The sequence below is a fragment of the Cupriavidus sp. BIC8F genome (assembly GCF_032465815.1).
Classification (GTDB): domain Bacteria; phylum Pseudomonadota; class Gammaproteobacteria; order Burkholderiales; family Burkholderiaceae; genus Cupriavidus; species Cupriavidus necator.
On the sequence record NZ_CP136094.1, the window covers coordinates 733,837 to 749,111 of the forward strand.

General features: G+C 65.2%; 13 protein-coding genes. 3 read left to right on the forward strand and 10 right to left on the reverse strand.

Translation table 11 applies throughout. The features are described 5' to 3' along the window. Nucleotides 1-144 precede the first annotated feature (144 nt). From RS901_RS03380 to RS901_RS03420, 9 genes are all read right to left on the reverse strand, one after another. A complete protein-coding gene (locus RS901_RS03380; RefSeq protein ID WP_316151516.1) occupies nt 145-987 on the reverse strand; it encodes a phosphodiesterase in 843 nt (280 codons plus the stop codon). Beyond that, nucleotides 984-2,039: an ABC transporter ATP-binding protein gene (locus RS901_RS03385; protein WP_316151517.1), complete on the reverse strand. Its 1,056-nt coding sequence runs from the start codon at nt 2,037-2,039 to the stop codon at nt 984-986. Before RS901_RS03385 ends, RS901_RS03380 begins: the two co-directional genes overlap by 4 nt. After that, nucleotides 2,032-2,898 carry an ABC transporter permease gene (locus tag RS901_RS03390; protein ID WP_316151518.1) on the reverse strand — a complete coding sequence of 289 codons (867 nt, stop codon included), beginning with the start codon at nt 2,896-2,898 and terminating at the stop codon, nt 2,032-2,034. Before RS901_RS03390 ends, RS901_RS03385 begins: the two co-directional genes overlap by 8 nt. Before the next feature lie 10 nt (nt 2,899-2,908). Next, nucleotides 2,909-3,727, reverse strand: coding sequence for an ABC transporter permease (locus RS901_RS03395; RefSeq protein WP_316151519.1), 819 nt, complete (start codon nt 3,725-3,727; stop codon nt 2,909-2,911). A gap of 74 nt (nt 3,728-3,801) precedes the next feature. Further along, nucleotides 3,802-4,824 (reverse strand): ABC transporter substrate-binding protein, encoded by a 1,023-nt coding sequence (locus tag RS901_RS03400; RefSeq protein ID WP_316151520.1) that lies wholly within the window; start codon nt 4,822-4,824, stop codon nt 3,802-3,804. Nucleotides 4,825-4,869: 45 nt separating this feature from the next. Further along, nucleotides 4,870-6,006: a LacI family DNA-binding transcriptional regulator gene (locus RS901_RS03405; protein WP_316151521.1), complete on the reverse strand. Its 1,137-nt coding sequence runs from the start codon at nt 6,004-6,006 to the stop codon at nt 4,870-4,872. Nucleotides 6,007-6,287: 281 nt separating this feature from the next. Further along, a complete protein-coding gene (locus tag RS901_RS03410; protein WP_316151522.1) occupies nt 6,288-7,562 on the reverse strand; it encodes a cytochrome-c peroxidase in 1,275 nt (424 codons plus the stop codon). Continuing rightward, on the reverse strand, nt 7,559-8,863 hold the full coding sequence (locus tag RS901_RS03415) for an alkaline phosphatase family protein (protein WP_316151523.1): 1,305 nt from the start codon (nt 8,861-8,863) through the stop codon (nt 7,559-7,561). Before RS901_RS03415 ends, RS901_RS03410 begins: the two co-directional genes overlap by 4 nt. A gap of 330 nt (nt 8,864-9,193) precedes the next feature. Further along, nucleotides 9,194-10,159 (reverse strand): LysR family transcriptional regulator, encoded by a 966-nt coding sequence (locus tag RS901_RS03420; protein WP_316153360.1) that lies wholly within the window; start codon nt 10,157-10,159, stop codon nt 9,194-9,196. 98 nt (nt 10,160-10,257) lie between these two features. Between RS901_RS03420 and RS901_RS03425 the strand changes: the two genes are divergently transcribed. Genes RS901_RS03425 through RS901_RS03435 form a run of 3 tightly spaced genes read left to right on the forward strand, consistent with a single transcriptional unit; the run spans nt 10,258 to nt 14,518 of the window. Next, on the forward strand, nt 10,258-11,598 hold the full coding sequence (locus RS901_RS03425) for a D-serine ammonia-lyase (RefSeq protein ID WP_316151524.1): 1,341 nt from the start codon (nt 10,258-10,260) through the stop codon (nt 11,596-11,598). Nucleotides 11,599-11,640: 42 nt separating this feature from the next. After that, nucleotides 11,641-12,960, forward strand: a complete 1,320-nt coding sequence (locus RS901_RS03430; RefSeq protein ID WP_316151525.1) for an MFS transporter — start codon at nt 11,641-11,643, stop codon at nt 12,958-12,960. Between the two features lie 34 nt (nt 12,961-12,994). Further along, nucleotides 12,995-14,518 (forward strand): M81 family metallopeptidase, encoded by a 1,524-nt coding sequence (locus RS901_RS03435; protein ID WP_316151526.1) that lies wholly within the window; start codon nt 12,995-12,997, stop codon nt 14,516-14,518. A 34-nt stretch (nt 14,519-14,552) separates the two neighbouring features. Here the strand turns inward: RS901_RS03435 and RS901_RS03440 are convergent, their stop codons facing one another. Next, nucleotides 14,553-15,176, reverse strand: coding sequence for a hypothetical protein (locus RS901_RS03440; RefSeq protein WP_316151527.1), 624 nt, complete (start codon nt 15,174-15,176; stop codon nt 14,553-14,555). Nucleotides 15,177-15,275: the final 99 nt, after the last annotated feature.

Sequence of the window (15,275 nt, forward strand, 5' to 3'; positions counted from 1 at the left end):
GCGACTGTTTTTTGGATTTGGCGCGCGCGCCCCGCTGCGGCTGGTTCGCAGTGGAATCAAGAGAGAGGGAGGCGGGGCGGCGGCTCATGATTGCGTCAATCTATCCGCTCCTCCGTCATCTCGTCAAGCCCGCCCGGGAACCGCTTAGTCGATCAGCTTGCCGTGCGCATCGAAGAACGGATGCGCGGCGCCATATTCGCCGATCGCGGCGGCGTGCGTGACCAGACCGTGCTGCGGATGCCACCAGTGCAGCAGGTAGCCGGGCGGCTCCATGCGGAAGCGCGACGGGGCCTGCGGGTCCAGGTCCAGCGCCACCTGGTGCGCGGGACCGGGAGCGGTGATCGCGATGGTGCCGGCGAAGCGCCGCGTAATGTGGCGATGCAGGTGGCCACACAGTACGCGTTCGACCTGCGGGTGCTGCCGCACGACGGCCTCGAGCGCGGTCGCATTCTCCAGCCCCTGTTCGTCCATGTGGCCAATGCCGGTGTAGAACGGCGGGTGGTGCAGCAGCAACAGCGTCGGCGTGGCCGGCGCCGCGGCGAGCGTGGCCTGCAGCCACGGCAGCGCGGCAGGATCCACGCGCCCGCCCGGCTTGCCTGGGACCGTGCAGTCAAAACCCACAAGGCGCAGCGGTCCCGCGTCAACGGCATAGTGGACCGGCGCCTCGCCGTCGCCGTTGTCGAACAGGTAGCCGTGATCGGCAAAGACTGCGCGCAGCTGGCTGCGGCTGTCGTGGTTGCCAGGCAGCAACCGGTAAGGCATCGGCAGGCGCTGCAGGATGTTGCCCAGGAAACGGTACTCGGCCTCGGCGCCGAAGTCGACCAGGTCGCCAGTGATGACGACGATGTCCGGGCGTTGCGGCAGGGCCAGCAGCGTGTCGATCCAGCGGTGCAGTGCACCGGCGGTATCGACCATCCGGTAGGACAGCTTGCCTGCGGCCTTGATGTGCAGGTCCGTGACGTGCGCTACGAGATAGGGCGTGTTCATGCCGCAGCCTCCGCCAATGTGATCATGTGCGCGGTGTCGATGCACAGGCCGATGCGCTCCCCGGCCTGCCAGCCGTCGCGCCGCGTCGTATCGACGATCAGCGGCGCGACGGCGCCAACGTCCACCAGCAGCCGCGTGCAGTTGCCGAGGAACAGCGCGGTGAGGACGGCGCCCTGCAGGTGCGCGTTGTCCGCGTGCGCCAGTGCCACATCCTCGGGCCGGAACATCAGCTCGGCACGGGACACGGCGACGGCCGCGCCGTCACGCGGCACCACGCCGCCCGGCACGCGCCACGCGGCGTGTTCCGCGGTGGCGGGGAGACGGTTCATCGTGCCGATGAAGTCCGCCACGAACGCATTGGCCGGCGCGCGGTAGATCTCCTGCGGCGTGCCTGCCTGCGCGATGCGGCCGCGGTCCATGACGACGATGCGGTCGCCGAGCGCCATCGCCTCGGCCTGGTCGTGCGTCACGTAGACGGCCGTGATGCGCAGGCTGCGCAGGAGCTGGTTGATGTCGGCGCGCAGCGCGTCGCGCAACTTGGCGTCGAGCGCGGTCAGCGGCTCGTCCAGCAGCAGCACGCGCGGCTGCACGGCAATGGCGCGGGCGAGCGCCACGCGCTGGCGCTGGCCGCCCGAAAGCTGGTCGACGCGGCGGTCGGCGAACGGGCCCAGATGCATCATGCCGAGCATGTCGTCGATGCGCTTTCGTTGCGTCGTTGCGTCCACGCGGCGCACGCGCAGGCCGTAGCCGATGTTCTCCGCGACCGTCATGTTGGGAAACAGCGCATAGTTCTGGAACACCATGCCGACGCCGCGCTGCTCGATCGGCAGCGCGGTCACATTGGTGTCGCCGAACCAGACCTCGCCGCCGGCGTCCGGCGACTCCAGCCCTGCGATGATGCGCAGCGTGGTGGTCTTGCCGCAGCCCGAGGGGCCGAGCAGCACCAGCGTCTCGGCGGCGCCGATGTCCAGGTCCAGCGGCTGCAGCGCCAGTGCGCCGTCGGCGAAGGTCTTGCCGCAGCGGCGCAGGCGAATGGTCGTGGGTTCATGCATGGCGGGTCTCGGTAGGCGTGGCGGGCGCGGCGGGCACGGCCGGCACCTCGGCGCGGATGTGCTTGCGGGCGCGCGCGCCCATGGCGGCCAGCGCCTGCATCAGCACGAGCAGCGGAATGATCATCACGAAGAAGACGATGGTGTAGGCGGAGCCGATCTCGAGCCGCATCGACGCATAGCTGTCCGCCAGCCCCACGGGCAGCGTCTGTGTGGTCGGCGTATGCAGCATCCAGGTCAGGTTGAACTCACCGACCGACAGCGTGACCACCATCAGCGCGCCGGCCAGGATCCCCTGGCGGCAATTCGGCAGGATCACCGTGAAGAAGCGCTGCATGCGGCCGGCGCCAAGGCTGGCGGCTGCGTCCTCGAGCGTGCGGATGTCGATGGCCGACAGGATCGCCAGCACGGCACGCACCATGAACGGCAGCGTGAACAGCACGTGGCCGATCAGGATGAACACCCAGCTCGTGCGCAGCGCCTGCCACTGGCCGTAGAGCAGGATCAGGCCGAGCGCGGTGGCAAGCCCCGGGATCGCCACCGGCAGCATCAGCAGTTCCTCGATCAGGCGCGTGACGCGGTTGCGGCGCAGCGCCATGTAGTAGGCCGCGGGCACGCCGAGCACCAGCGTGCAGGCCAGGCACGCGAGCGCGATGCTGAGCGACAGGAAGATCGTGTTGCGGTACAGCGACCAGACCTCCTCGAGCCAGCGAGTGGTGAGGCCGCTGGCGAGGCCGACGAAGATGTTGTTGGTGAGGCCGGCCAGCACGGACAGCACGACCGGCACGATCATGAACAGGCAGACGGCCAGCGTCAGCGCGAGCTGCAGCCAGTAGCGAAGGCCGGGGCGAACAGTAGACATGATCGGGCTCCTACGCGGTGGCGGCGACGGCATCGCCGGAGAACCAGCGCGCCACCGCGAGCAGGGCCCAGGTCACGCTGCCCAGCAGGATGGAGAGCGCGGCGGCCATGCCGAAGTTGGCGTAGTTGGTGAATTCGTTGTAGATCGTCAGCGGCAGCACGTCGAGCTGCGTGGCCAGCGTGAATGCCGTGCCGAACGCGCCCATGCTGGTCGCGAAGCAGATTGCGCCGCTGGAGAGCATCGCCGGCATCAGCGCGGGCAGCATCACGTCGCGCACCACGCGCCACGGGCTCGCGCCGAGCGAGCGCGCCGCCTCCTCGAGCGAGGTGTCGAGCTTCTCCACTGCCGCCATGACGGTCAGGATCACGCGCGGAATCGAGAAGTACAGGTAGCCGACGAAGAGGCCGGCAAGCCCGTAGGCAAAGGCCCAGCGCTCGCCCGCGAGCCAGTCGCCGACCATCGCCGAGAGGCCGTTGCGCCCGCCGAGCATGATGACCATGAAGCCGATCACCACGCCGGGGAACGCGAGCGGGAACGTCAGCACCGCGACCAGCGCGGGCTTGCCCGGCACGGGGTTGCGCTGCAGGAACGTGCCGGCGACACCGGCGATGACGAGCGTCGCCAGCGTGACGGCGCCGGACAGCAGCACGGTCACCATCAGGCTGTGCAGATAGCGGGGGCTCGTCAGCACGGTCCAGTACACACCCGCGCCCTGCGGGCCGTCGAGGCTGACCGCGACGAGGCGCGCCATTGGCAGGCAGAAGAACGCGAGGAAGACGACCAGCGCCGGCAGCGCGAAGCCGAAGAGGAGGAGATTTCGCTTTGTCATGAGAGGGGCCTTGCCGTGGCGTCGTCCCCGCGCGAGCGGGGGGGCGGGGACGACAGACCATTACCAGCGCGTGCTCAGCGCACTTCCTTCAGGTACTGCTCGCTGAAGCCCTTCTGCACGTCGGCCATGCGGCCGAAGTCGACCGGCTTGGCACGCGCATACTCCGAGGCCGGCAGGAAGCGCGCCTGGACTTCCCTCGAGACCGCGGCGCTGCGCACCGGGCGCAGGTAGGCATTGGCCCACAGCGCCTGGCCGGCATCCGACAGCACGAAGTCCAGCACCTTGCGGCCCTCGGCCTCATGCGGGGCCTTGTTGACGAGGCTCATCACGTAGGGCACCACGACCGTGCCTTCCTTCGGGATCACGAAGGCCACGTTGGCGTGGTCCTTGTAGCGGGCGCGGTACGCGTTGAAGTCATAGTCGAGCAGGATGGGGATCTCGCCGGAGAGCACGCGCGCGTAGGCGGTCTGCTTCGGCACGATCGGCTGGTTCTTCTGCAGGTCCTTGAAGTACTTGAAGGCGGGACCGAAGTTGTCGAACGTGCCGCCCAGCGCCTGGTTGACGGCGACCGCGCCGACGTAGCCGACGAACGCGCTGGCCGGGTCCAGATAGCCGATCAGGCCCTTGTACTCGGGCTTCTGCAGGTCGGCCCACGACTGTGGCACGGGCTTGCCGCGCAGCGCGTCCACGTTGACCATGAAGCCGAGCGTGCCCGAGTGGATCGCGAACCAGTTGCCCTGCGGGTCCTTCAGGCCGTCGGGGATGTCGTTCCAGTGCGCCGGCTTGTACGCGGCGGTCACGCCGTCCTTCTTGGCCTGGATGCCGAACGTCACGCCGTAGTAGACCACGTCGGCCACGGGGCTCCCCTTCTCCGCCACCAGTTGCGCCAGCGACTGGCCGGAGTTCTTGTTGTCCAGCGGCACGGTAACGCCGGTCTTTTCCTTGATGGCGCGGATCTGCGCAGCCCAGTCGGCCCATTCGGGCGGGCAGTTGTAGCAGATGGCGGTCTGCGCGAAGGCTCCGTGGCTGAATGTCGCGGCGGCGAACATCAGGGCGATCCGGCGCAGCGGGCGGCGCCAGGCGGAGAACGGTTGCATGAGAGGCTCCTTGGTTGGCAACAGTCGGTGGTGGGAAACGCTGGGTTATGGGATGCGCGGGATACGTGCGGGAATACGCGGGACACGCGCGGGGATGCTCGGATTCGCACGCTCCGGCGGCGCCGCGATGGTGCCTGTCACGCGCAGCGCGTGCGGCAGCAGCGTCACGCGCGAGGGCACGGGCGCGTCGTCGGGTGCGGCCCGCAACCGTGCCAGCAGATGGCGCACGGCCCGGGTGCCGATGTCGGTGTTGGGCTGCACCACGGTCGCGAGCGTCGGCTCGACCACGCTGCCGAGCGCGATGCCGTCGTAGCCGAGCACGGAAACGTCGGCCGGCACGCGCAGGCCGAGCCGGCCGAGGTCGGAGATCACGCCGATCGCCAACAGGTCGTTGGTGCAGAAGAAGGCCGTGGGGGCGTCGTTGGCATCCATCAGCGCGCGGATCTGCGCCGCGTTGCTGGCGGTGTGCGACGGAAGACAGAGTGCCGGGACCGGTTCCAGCCCGTGTTCGCGCATCGCGTCCTGGTAGCCGGCAAAGCGCTGGCGCGCGCGGTCCGAGGCAACGAATGCGCCGGAGACCACGACGATGCGCCGGTGTCCGGCCGCGATCAGCGTCTCCACGCCCGCGCAGGCGCTGCCGCGGTTGTCCACGGAAACCGAATACCGACGGCCGCGCGCGCTGGCCTGGTTGTACGCAAGCACATAGGGCACGCCCTCGCCGTCGAGTTGGTCCAGCACCGCGCTGCGTGCCGCATCGGCCACCGTCAGCACCATGCCGTCCACGCGATGACGCAGCAGGTACTCCACGCGCTCGCCCTCGCGCGCCGGGTCGTAGCCGCTCGTCACCAGCATCAGCGAGTAGCCGGCGGCGAGCGCCGCCTCCTCGATCCCGCGCCAGCATTCGGCGAATACCGCGTTGTCCATCGTCGGCAGCATCACGCCGATCATCCGCGACTGCTGGGCGCGCAGCTTGCTGCCGAGCAGGTTCGGACGGAAGCTCAGCTTGCGCGCCGCGTCGAGCACACGCTGTGCGGTGCTCTCGCGCACCATGCCGGGGGTGCTGAAGACGCGCGACGCGGTCGCCAGCGACACGCGCGCGGCCTGAGCCACGTCGAGCAGCGTCGCGCCGCCGCTGTCGGGCCTGGCTTCGGGCTTGCCATCGGGGATGTGTCTTCGCGTCACGGCTGCCTGATTCGAGGATTCCGGGCTGCCGGAGCGGCGGGGCCGGATGAAAACGTTTTCATTGAAGGCGGAAAAAATCGGGAGTCAAGGCATTCCGTCGCTGCGCCGCGTCACGCGGTCAGCAGCTGGGAAGGCTCGGCCCCCTGTTTTGTTGCGCATTGTCTGAGGCGGGAATGACAGGGCGATGACAGCGGCGTGGGTCGGAATCGCCTGCCCCGGCTTCCCGCACCAAGGAATTTTGGCGCCACCAACCGCAGGCCGGCGGTGGCAAGGGCCATCGGTCAGTGCGTCATACTCGCCTGACGAGGCGGGCGCTCAACTGCAGGCGAGTCGACACTGGCGCGCTCCGGCGTATAGCCGTCGTTCAGTGTTCTGAGGAAAGCGATCACGTCGCGGATATCGGCTTCAGACCAATCCGGCTGTTCACCCTGATGCAGCGTAAAGGGTGCATTGATGCGATCGACGTTGTCTTGCATTGTTTCTGGCAGGTCGTCGAACCGGCGCTTGCTGTAGGGATGCGGATACCATTTTTGCGGAGCGGTATCGCGCTCCACATAGAATCGCAGCGCGTCTTCCAGGGTGTGGAAGCGCCCGTTATGGAAGAACGCCCCACGCGTGGCGACATTGCGAAGCGTAGGTGTCCTGAACATCCCGCAATAGGCCTGCTCCTGCTTCTGGTCGGTCCGTGCCGGGCCGCACAGCCCCATGTCGTAGTAATTGCGATCTGCGTTAGCCGGGATTTCAGGATTGCGCGGCACGCCGATCGCCGCGAAGCTGAAATCGGTCAGCAGCGGGTGCGCGCCGTTGGCGCCTGGCTCAACGATGTGACAGGCGGCGCAATTGCCGCCATCCCGATCCTTGAACAGCTTGAGACCGCGCAGTTCCTGCGCGCTCAGTTCCACCTTGCCGTCGAGGTAAAGATCGAACTTGCTGTCGTAGGGCTGGAAGCTCGGGTCATCAAGCTGGAAGCGCTGCAAGGCCTGGCCCAGAGCCTTGAAGGCTGCCTCGGGACGGGAAAATATGTCAGGGCCGAAGACCTCGCGGAATCGCTGGGCGTAGGCGCTCCTGGCAAGGCGCTCCACCACGGTCTCGATATCCGGATTGGCCATTTCGTTCGCGGCCAGCAACGGCGCCGCCGCCTGCTCGGCCATGGTGTTGAAGCGGCCATCCCAGGTAAAGCCGCCGACCGGGACATTGTCGGTATCGGTCAGGCGCTCGCGCAGGTTCGACTGGTAAGTCTTGAACCAGATTGGCGTGCGACGCAGATAGCGCAGCGACGGCACTGCCCGGGTTCCGTGGGCCTGCAGGTCCGGCCCGCCCAGTTGCACGGCCAGTGCATTGGGCGGACCGTAGGCGTGGTCGGGACTATGGCAGCTTGCACAAGACATGCGACCCGACGCCGACAGCGAGGCGTCGAAAAATGCCAGCCGGCCGAGCTCGGCCACCGCCTTGCCAGAGGGCGCGGCGGCAGGCCTGGACTCGCGGCTGCATGCGCACAGGCAAAGAAGCGCCGCTGCGATAACGGCGGCTCCCGCCTTGCGCCAGGTCTTGCTCACTTCAGGTTGGTAAAGATGTCGGTGCCGAAAGCCACCAGGTTCTTGTCGTCGGCATAGCCAAGGTACTCATTGGTCTGGAAGATGTTCTCCAGGCTCTTGAGCATCGAATAGTGGTTGTACTGCGTATTGCTCACCGTGCCAGGCTTGATGTACTTCGAGAGCATGACCGCGCCGACACGGTCGCCGCCCACGCCCTGATAGTGCAGCTTGTATTGCAAGCTTGGCGAAACCGTCAGGATCGCATCGTCCGGTCGCGTCACGTTGGGGCCGACCTGCTGGCCGCAGCAAGAGTCACCGGGCAGGTTCAACGTCACCGTCGTCACGCCGTTGGCGGTGGTCGAGCCGGCCGGAACGATGTCGGCCGATTCGTCGAAGTTGATAATGATGAGGCCGTCCTTCTGGTAAGCGGGCGACGCCTGAATGATCGCGACCCACTTTTTCACGAAGGCGTTGATCGAAAACAGGCCGCCCTTGTCGCCGTTGACACAGGGCTTGGCGCCGGTGCCATCCCCGTCGTGGCCGTCATCGCACAGGTTCGGCGTGATGAACACGAAGTTGGGGGTGGTATCGACCGACTTCAGGTCCTTTTCCAGGTTCGCATCCAGGTTCACGACGTGGTTATCGCAATAGCTCTGGTTGTCGATGATCGAATGAAAATAGACAAACGGATTATGGCGAGTCGCGTACTGGTCGCCCTTCGGCACGTCGGCCGTCGGCGCCTGAGCGGACTGGGTATTGTCGATGGCGCCGATCTTCGGATGGCCGCAGGTTGCCGACTCACGGGCCGGGTCGTTGCCCATGTCCCCCATGTAGCCCTTCCAGGTCAGGCCCAGGTCATCCAGCTGGTTGACGAAGGTCTTCACTTCCTTGGGATACACGCAGCCCATGCCGTTCTTCGTCTTCAGCACTTTCGGATTGCCTGCATCCCAGCCGTCGGCAATCGCGTCGTTGAAGCCCTGGAAGCAATCGCTCTGCGTTTCCTTGGTGGAGGGCTGGCCACTCATCATGGCGATGTAATTGTCCAGGCTGACGTGACCCGTGCCGAAGTATTGCGTCAGCAGCGCACCCTGCTTTGCCATGGCTTGGAGGTCGGGATCCTGCGTGCTGGAGCCGAAGGTGTCGTTGTAGTTCTTGTTTTCCATGGTCAGCACGAAGACATGCTTGACTGACTGCATGGTCGGCGGCGCACTGTCGCCCATGCTGTTGCAGGCGCTTAAGGCGCCTGCAACCGTGACACAAGAAATCAGCGCGCAGGCGGCACGGCCCAGCCCGCCGAACGAATATCGGCTCTTGAACAGCATTGCTAACTCCCGGATCGGCCGGGCTCTTATGGGGGCGCCCTTGCCATGGTTTTGTCATGCCCAAGGCTCGACTGTTGACCAGTCACCTCGGGAGTGGGGATTGTCTGAATATTCGATGACAAAACCATGAAACGGGTTGCACTGGGCGGGCGATCAGCGCCCCTCCCCAACCGGCTGGCGCCGGTCATGAATGCATCCCCCTTTGCGGAAGTCGCGGTTGCCATGGTCAACCGGCCCAAGGACGGTGTGTGCCGTCGGCCCGCACAGCAGCAGACGGGGCAACTGCCTGCATGGCACGCTGCGGATCGATGGGCTATCGAATCGACGCCCCTACCCCGCTCCCCGCAGCACCCCATCCACCGAAAGCAACCCCATTCGCTCCGCCTCGAACCGCGCACACTCTGCCTTCAGCCACGTCGAGAGAATCGTCACGCGTCGATCCTCAGGATTACGAGAAAGCAGCATGTAACGCGCCGGCGCGCGTACGTACTTGCCGAAGACATTCACCAGCCGTCCGCTCCTGATCTCGTCATAGACCAGGGCCGTACGTCCCATCGCCACCCCCTGGTGGTTCAGCGCCGCGCTGATGGCAAGGCTCGACAAATTGAATTGCGGCCCCTCCAGATGCGCAAGCCAGGTCGGATGAAAGGCCTCGAGCCAAGTGCGCCATTCCACGAATTCGGCCGCACCGACCCATGGCGATGCGTCATGCAGCAACACGACGCCGTCGAGCGATGTCCCGTCAGATAGGCCGGGATGCTGGGCGACGTATTCGGGCGTAGCAACCGGCATCAGATACTCATCCATCAACTCGTCAGCGTGCAACTGGCTATAGCGGACCGGGTCGTAACGCACCGCCACATCAATGTCCTCGGCATCCATCGATTGCCGGTCCAGGGACTGGAACTCGGCCTTCAGGCGCACGGACACATCCGGCTGCTCGCGGTGGAACTCGGTCAGGCGCGGCATCAGCCATTGCAGCGCAAACGACGGCAGGCAATTGACCTGCAAAGGCGCGTTGGGCAGGCCGAGCCGCTGGATCGTCTGCTGGATGTCATGCAGTGCGCGCGTCGTTGTCTCGAACAACGCCTCCCCCTTTGGCGTCAGTTTCAAGCTGCGCGGCTGGCGCACGAAAAGCACGTAGCCAAGACGGTCCTCCAGATGGCGAATCTGCTGGCTCACCGCGCTTTGGGTAAGGCTCAGCGATTCGGCGGCCTTGGTGAAACTCAGCAGGCGCCCCGCGGCTTCGAAACATCGCAGCGCCCCCAGAACAGATGAGTCGAGTTGCATTCGTATTAGCCTGGCTAATGCATGCGTTAGAAACGATCGCTATTTTTGCACGACTGCAGCGACTACGATCATGGCTCATAAGGCATTCCTTGGAGAAGTACCTGATGGCCATCCTGCCGCTGACCCCAGAGCTATTAGCCCGGCTTCAATCGAAACAACCACTGCTTTGGCTGAATCCGAGGCAGGGACAACCCCTGCCGGCTTCCGCCCCATCGACGGAACTGATCGCAGCGGCCGAGGCGCGTCTCGCGCGTTGTGCACCGCTCATGGCGACGCTGTTTCCCGAACTGGCGTCAAGCCATGGGCAAGTGGAATCCCAGTTGATGCCTGCCGCCGCGCTCCAGTACGCGCTCATTGGCGACGATGGCGCCGAGGGCGCGTGGTTCATCAAGCGCGATGACCAACTGCCGATTGCCGGTTCCATCAAGGCTCGCGGCGGCTTTCATGAAGTGCTGGCGATTGCCGAATCCATCGCGATCGAGCATGGCATCCTCGACCCGGACGGCGATCGCCGCGTGCTGTCGACGGCGGCGGCGCGCGCGCTGTTCTCGCAATACTCGGTCACGGTCGGCAGCACCGGCAACCTCGGCCTGAGCATCGGCGTGATGGCGGCGGCTCTCGGCTTCGATGCGGTGGTGCATATGTCCGCGGACGCCAAGGCGTGGAAGAAGGACCGCCTGCGCAAGCGCGGCGTGCGCGTCGTGGAACATGAAGGCGACTACGCGGAAGCCGTTGCAGCGGGCCGCGAGCAGGCGCTGGCGGCGCCGTGCTGTCATTTCGTTGATGACGAACGCTCCGCTCTGCTCTTCTTCGGATACGCCGCTGCGGCACGCCACCTGGCGGACCAACTGGCCGAAGCCGGCCGCGTCGTGGATGCCGCGCATCCGCTCTTCGTCTATCTGCCCTGCGGTGTCGGCGGCGCACCCGGTGGTATCACTTACGGGCTCAAGGCACTGTTCGGCGAACATGTGCACTGTTTCTTCGCCGAGCCCGTGGCCTCGCCGTGCGTACTGGTGCAGTTGGCCTCAGGCTCGCAAGCTCCCGTATCCGTCTACGACATCGGCCTGGATAACCGGACCGACGCCGATGGCCTCGCCGTCGGCCAGGCATCCCATCTGGTCAGCCCGTTGATGGCTTCCCAGCTCGCTGGTGTATTCACCGTCCCCGACGATCAACTCTACGTTCAGTTGCTCGCGCTCAAGACGTCGATGGGCGTGGAAGTCGAGCCGTCAGCGGCGGCCGGTATCGGCGGCCCGGGCTGGCTGCGCCGCTCGCCCGAGGGCCAGGCGTATGTGCGCGATCACGGATTGCGCATGCACGACGCAACGCATGTGATCTGGGCCACCGGCGGCTCACTCGTTCCGCCCGAGGAGCTTCGCCGGTTCCAGGATCACGCTGCAACGCTGGCCGGCCATGTGCGTGGCGCGATGCAACGGGCAGCCTGACCCTCTCTTCGTCGCCCCCATAACAAGCAAGGAGACACCTTCATGGAACAGCAAGCCACGCTTTCGCCCGATGTTCAGGGGCGGCCCGACACTTACGCATTCGAAGACGCCACCTACCGCCAGGTCGCCCTGCGCTTCATCCCGTTCCTGATGCTGTGCTACGTCGTCGCGTATCTCGACCGCGTGAACATCGGCATCGCCAAGCTCAACATGCTGGCCGACCTGCAATTCAGCGAGGCGGCCTATGGGCTCGGCGCAGGGCTGTTCTTCATCGGCTACATGCTGTTCGAGGTACCGAGCAACCTCATCATGCATCGCGTCGGCGCGCGACGCTGGATTGCCCGCATCATGATCTCGTGGGGCCTGCTCTCGGGAATCATGGCGTTTGTCGCGACGCCGTTGCAGTTCTACACGGTGCGCTTCCTGCTCGGCGTCGCCGAAGCCGGCTTCTACCCCGGCGTGATCCTCTATCTGACGTACTGGTTTCCGAATCGCCGCCGCGCCAAGGTTACGGCCATCTTCCAGGCGGGCATTCCGATCGCCGGCCTGCTCGGCAGCCCTTTGTCGGGCTGGATTCTGGAGCGCTTTCACCTGGTCGGCGGTCACGCCGGCTGGCAATGGGTGTTTGTGCTCGAAGCCCTGCCGACGCTCCCGCTGGCCATCGGCGTGCTGTGGATCCTGACGGATCGCGTCAAGGACGCCAAATGGCTAACACCGGCGCAACGCCAGTTGATCGAGAACGATATCGCACAGGATGATCATGGCCGGGAGCACATGCCGCTGACCGGCATTCTGCGGGACAAGCGGATCTGCAAGATCATCCTGATGACGTTTCCCGCGATGATGGCGTTGTACACACTCGGCTTTTACCTGCCCACCCTGATCAAGGACGCTGGGGCGGTCAGTGGCGTACAGATCGGCCTGCTCAGCGCGATCCCGTATTGCGTCGCCGTTGTGGCCATGGTGCTGGTGGGGCGGAGTTCGGATCGGCATGGAGAGCGTCGCTGGCACCTTGCCGGCATCATGCTGGTGGGCGCCTTCGGCCTCGTGGCGAGTGTGTTCGCGGGACAGAATCTCGTACTCGCCGTGATCTCGCTGTCGATCGCGGCGGCAGGCATCATCAGCTTCTCGCCGATCATGTGGACCTTGCCGACGGCATTCCTCGGCGGGGCGACGGCCGCGGCGTGCATCGGCGCGATCAACAGCCTGGCGAACCTTGGCGGCTTCGTCAGCCCGTACCTGATCGGCTGGATCCGCGACACGTACCACAGCACCGCCCCGGCCATCTTCATCATCGCCGGCGCGCTTGTCGCCAGCGCCCTGATCGCCCTAAGCTTTGATCCAAAGAAGGTCAATCGCTGATCGTGCGCAAGACCTACCTTCCGGAGGCATTTCCGTGACTTCAAACCAATTGCCCGTCCGCCTGGCCGTTGCCGGACTCATCCACGAGACCAACACGTACGCCGCCGAATTCGCGGGCATGACGCCACTGCGCGCGTTCGAGCAGTATCGGGGCGACGAAGTCCTGGCGGCGTTCGACAAATCGAATCATCAGGTGGGCGGCTTTATCGAAGGCGCGCGCAGGACCGGCGCCACGCTCATTTCCACCTATGTCGGGCAGGCGACGCCGTCGGGCACGATCGAAGCCGGCGCGTATGCCGCCATGAAGCAAGAAATCCTCGATGGCATTCGCGCTACGCTGCCGGTTGACGGCGTGCTGCTGGCCCTGCATGGTGCCGGTGTTGCCGACGGCACTGAGGACATCGAAGGGGATCTGGCGCTTGCCGTTCGTGCGCTGGTCGGGCCAGGTGTCCCGATTGCCGCGGTCTACGATTTGCACGGCAACATGACGGACGCGATGCGCGACGCTTGCGACCTGACGTTGCCCTGCAAGCTGTATCCGCATACCGACTTCCATAACCGGGGCGTCGAAGCCGTCGAACTGCTGCTTGAGATGATTCGGGGTGGGCTCACACCGGTCACCGCAACGCGACGCCTGCCGATGCTGCCGTACATCGTGACGACACAAGAAGGGTTCATCCCGGCGGAAGTCAACGACGTTTGCCGGAAGCTGGCCGCACAGCCCGGCGTGATCGACTGCTCGTGGTTCCACGGTTTCCCCTACGCGGACATCGCGGCCCCCTGCCCGGCGGTCGTGTGCACCACAAACGGAGACGCTGCGCTTGCGCAGCGTTGCGCCGACGAAGTCGCGCAATGGATCTGGTCGCATCGCGAGGCGTTCCGTCCGACGTTTCCGACCCCCGCACAGGGCGTCGCCCTTGCCCTGTCGGCAGCAGAGGGGCCTGTCGTTGTCAACGAGTACGCAGACAACCCGGGTGGCGGCACCCCCGGAGACGGCACGCATCTGCTTCGCGCGTTACTGGACGCCAATCCGCCCGCTGGCACGTGCTGCTTCGCGTCGATCAACGACGCTGCCGTGGTTGCACAAGCGCAGCGTGCGGGTGTCGGCACCACGATCAGGGTCTCACTGGGTGGCAAGCAAGGCCGCTTCCAGGGCCCGCCGATCGAGGCCGATGCCTATGTGAAATGCATCACGGACGGTCGTTTCGTCAATCGCCCCGGCGCGATGTTCGAAGGCGTCCGCTTCGACCTGGGCGCGATGTGTCGCCTGATCATCCATGGTGTCGATGTCATCGTGGCTTCGCGCGCCGAGCAGATCTATGATGTCGAGCCGTTTGCGCTGCACGGGCTGGATGTCACTGGATACAAGCTCATTGCAATCAAGGGCGCCAACCACTTCCGTGCCGGATATCGGACGGTGGCCAGGCAAATCATTTCTGTCGACAGTGAAGGCTTGAGTACGGCTGCGATTGCGTCGTTTCCGCGTGAAAGGCTCGTCGGAGAGTTTTGGCCCTTGTGGGATGAGGTGCGGTTCGACGGCGGTGCCGATGTCGCATGACGGCGGGAGCCAACGGCTGGGGCGACCTGGGGCGCTAGGCTCCCGATCTCGGACAGCAGTGAGGATGCGTCGTCGATTGGGCTCGGCGGCCATTGCCCAGTGTGTCGCCGAATATCTCCCGGCTGCGCTTATGAAAGGCGAAGATTGCGCGGTCCAATTCGCGGAGAGTCCACCTGTTCAGCTGCACTTGGGTCGAGATGAGGTACTCGCGAAATCGATAGTAGTTGCTCACGCTGAAGGATTTCCCGAGGTCGGCGCCAAGATAGCGGAGCGCTTCCAGGGTTCGAATGTCGAAAATCGGGTAGGTGCCCGGATAGATGAAATGCAGAATTGTCGATCCAACGCGCTCTCGAACACCCGGCAATTTGCAGATGGCGTCCAGTCGATCATCCCCGTGCATTGAGAGACAGTCCCTCACAGTCTCGATGTAGAGACCGTAGCTCCACCAGTGCACATGACCCTTGGTGCGGGCAGATTTCCAATCAAGTATCCGCCTGAGGGTCGCTTCCCTTATGGCACCAATGGAATCGACGTCCTTGCGTACTGCTTGGACGAGGGACTGGTATTCCGCTTCATCGTGCGCGATCGCGTCATACTGAGGCTCCCACAACTGGACAAAAGCGTCATCGAAAAGCAGCGCATCAATCAGGTCGAACATGGGCGCTCGCAGGTGGTTCGGCTGCACAAGCCTTTCCTGGGCTCATGCATATATCTGTGCGTTGGCGAACGCCTGCTGAGCCTTGATGACCTTACAACC

What these genes read in the sequence shown, in the direction of transcription:
- RS901_RS03380 (WP_316151516.1), bottom strand. Translation starts at nt 987, where the DNA reads ATGAACACGCCCTATCTCGTAGCGCACGTCACGGACCTGCACATCAAG.
- RS901_RS03385 (WP_316151517.1), bottom strand. Translation starts at nt 2,039, where the DNA reads ATGCATGAACCCACGACCATTCGCCTGCGCCGCTGCGGCAAGACCTTC.
- RS901_RS03390 (WP_316151518.1), bottom strand. Translation starts at nt 2,898, where the DNA reads ATGTCTACTGTTCGCCCCGGCCTTCGCTACTGGCTGCAGCTCGCGCTG.
- RS901_RS03395 (WP_316151519.1), bottom strand. Translation starts at nt 3,727, where the DNA reads ATGACAAAGCGAAATCTCCTCCTCTTCGGCTTCGCGCTGCCGGCGCTG.
- RS901_RS03400 (WP_316151520.1), bottom strand. Translation starts at nt 4,824, where the DNA reads ATGCAACCGTTCTCCGCCTGGCGCCGCCCGCTGCGCCGGATCGCCCTG.
- RS901_RS03415 (WP_316151523.1), bottom strand. Translation starts at nt 8,863, where the DNA reads ATGCTGTTCAAGAGCCGATATTCGTTCGGCGGGCTGGGCCGTGCCGCC.
- RS901_RS03425 (WP_316151524.1), top strand. Translation starts at nt 10,258, where the DNA reads ATGGCCATCCTGCCGCTGACCCCAGAGCTATTAGCCCGGCTTCAATCG.
- RS901_RS03430 (WP_316151525.1), top strand. Translation starts at nt 11,641, where the DNA reads ATGGAACAGCAAGCCACGCTTTCGCCCGATGTTCAGGGGCGGCCCGAC.
- RS901_RS03440 (WP_316151527.1), bottom strand. Translation starts at nt 15,176, where the DNA reads ATGTTCGACCTGATTGATGCGCTGCTTTTCGATGACGCTTTTGTCCAG.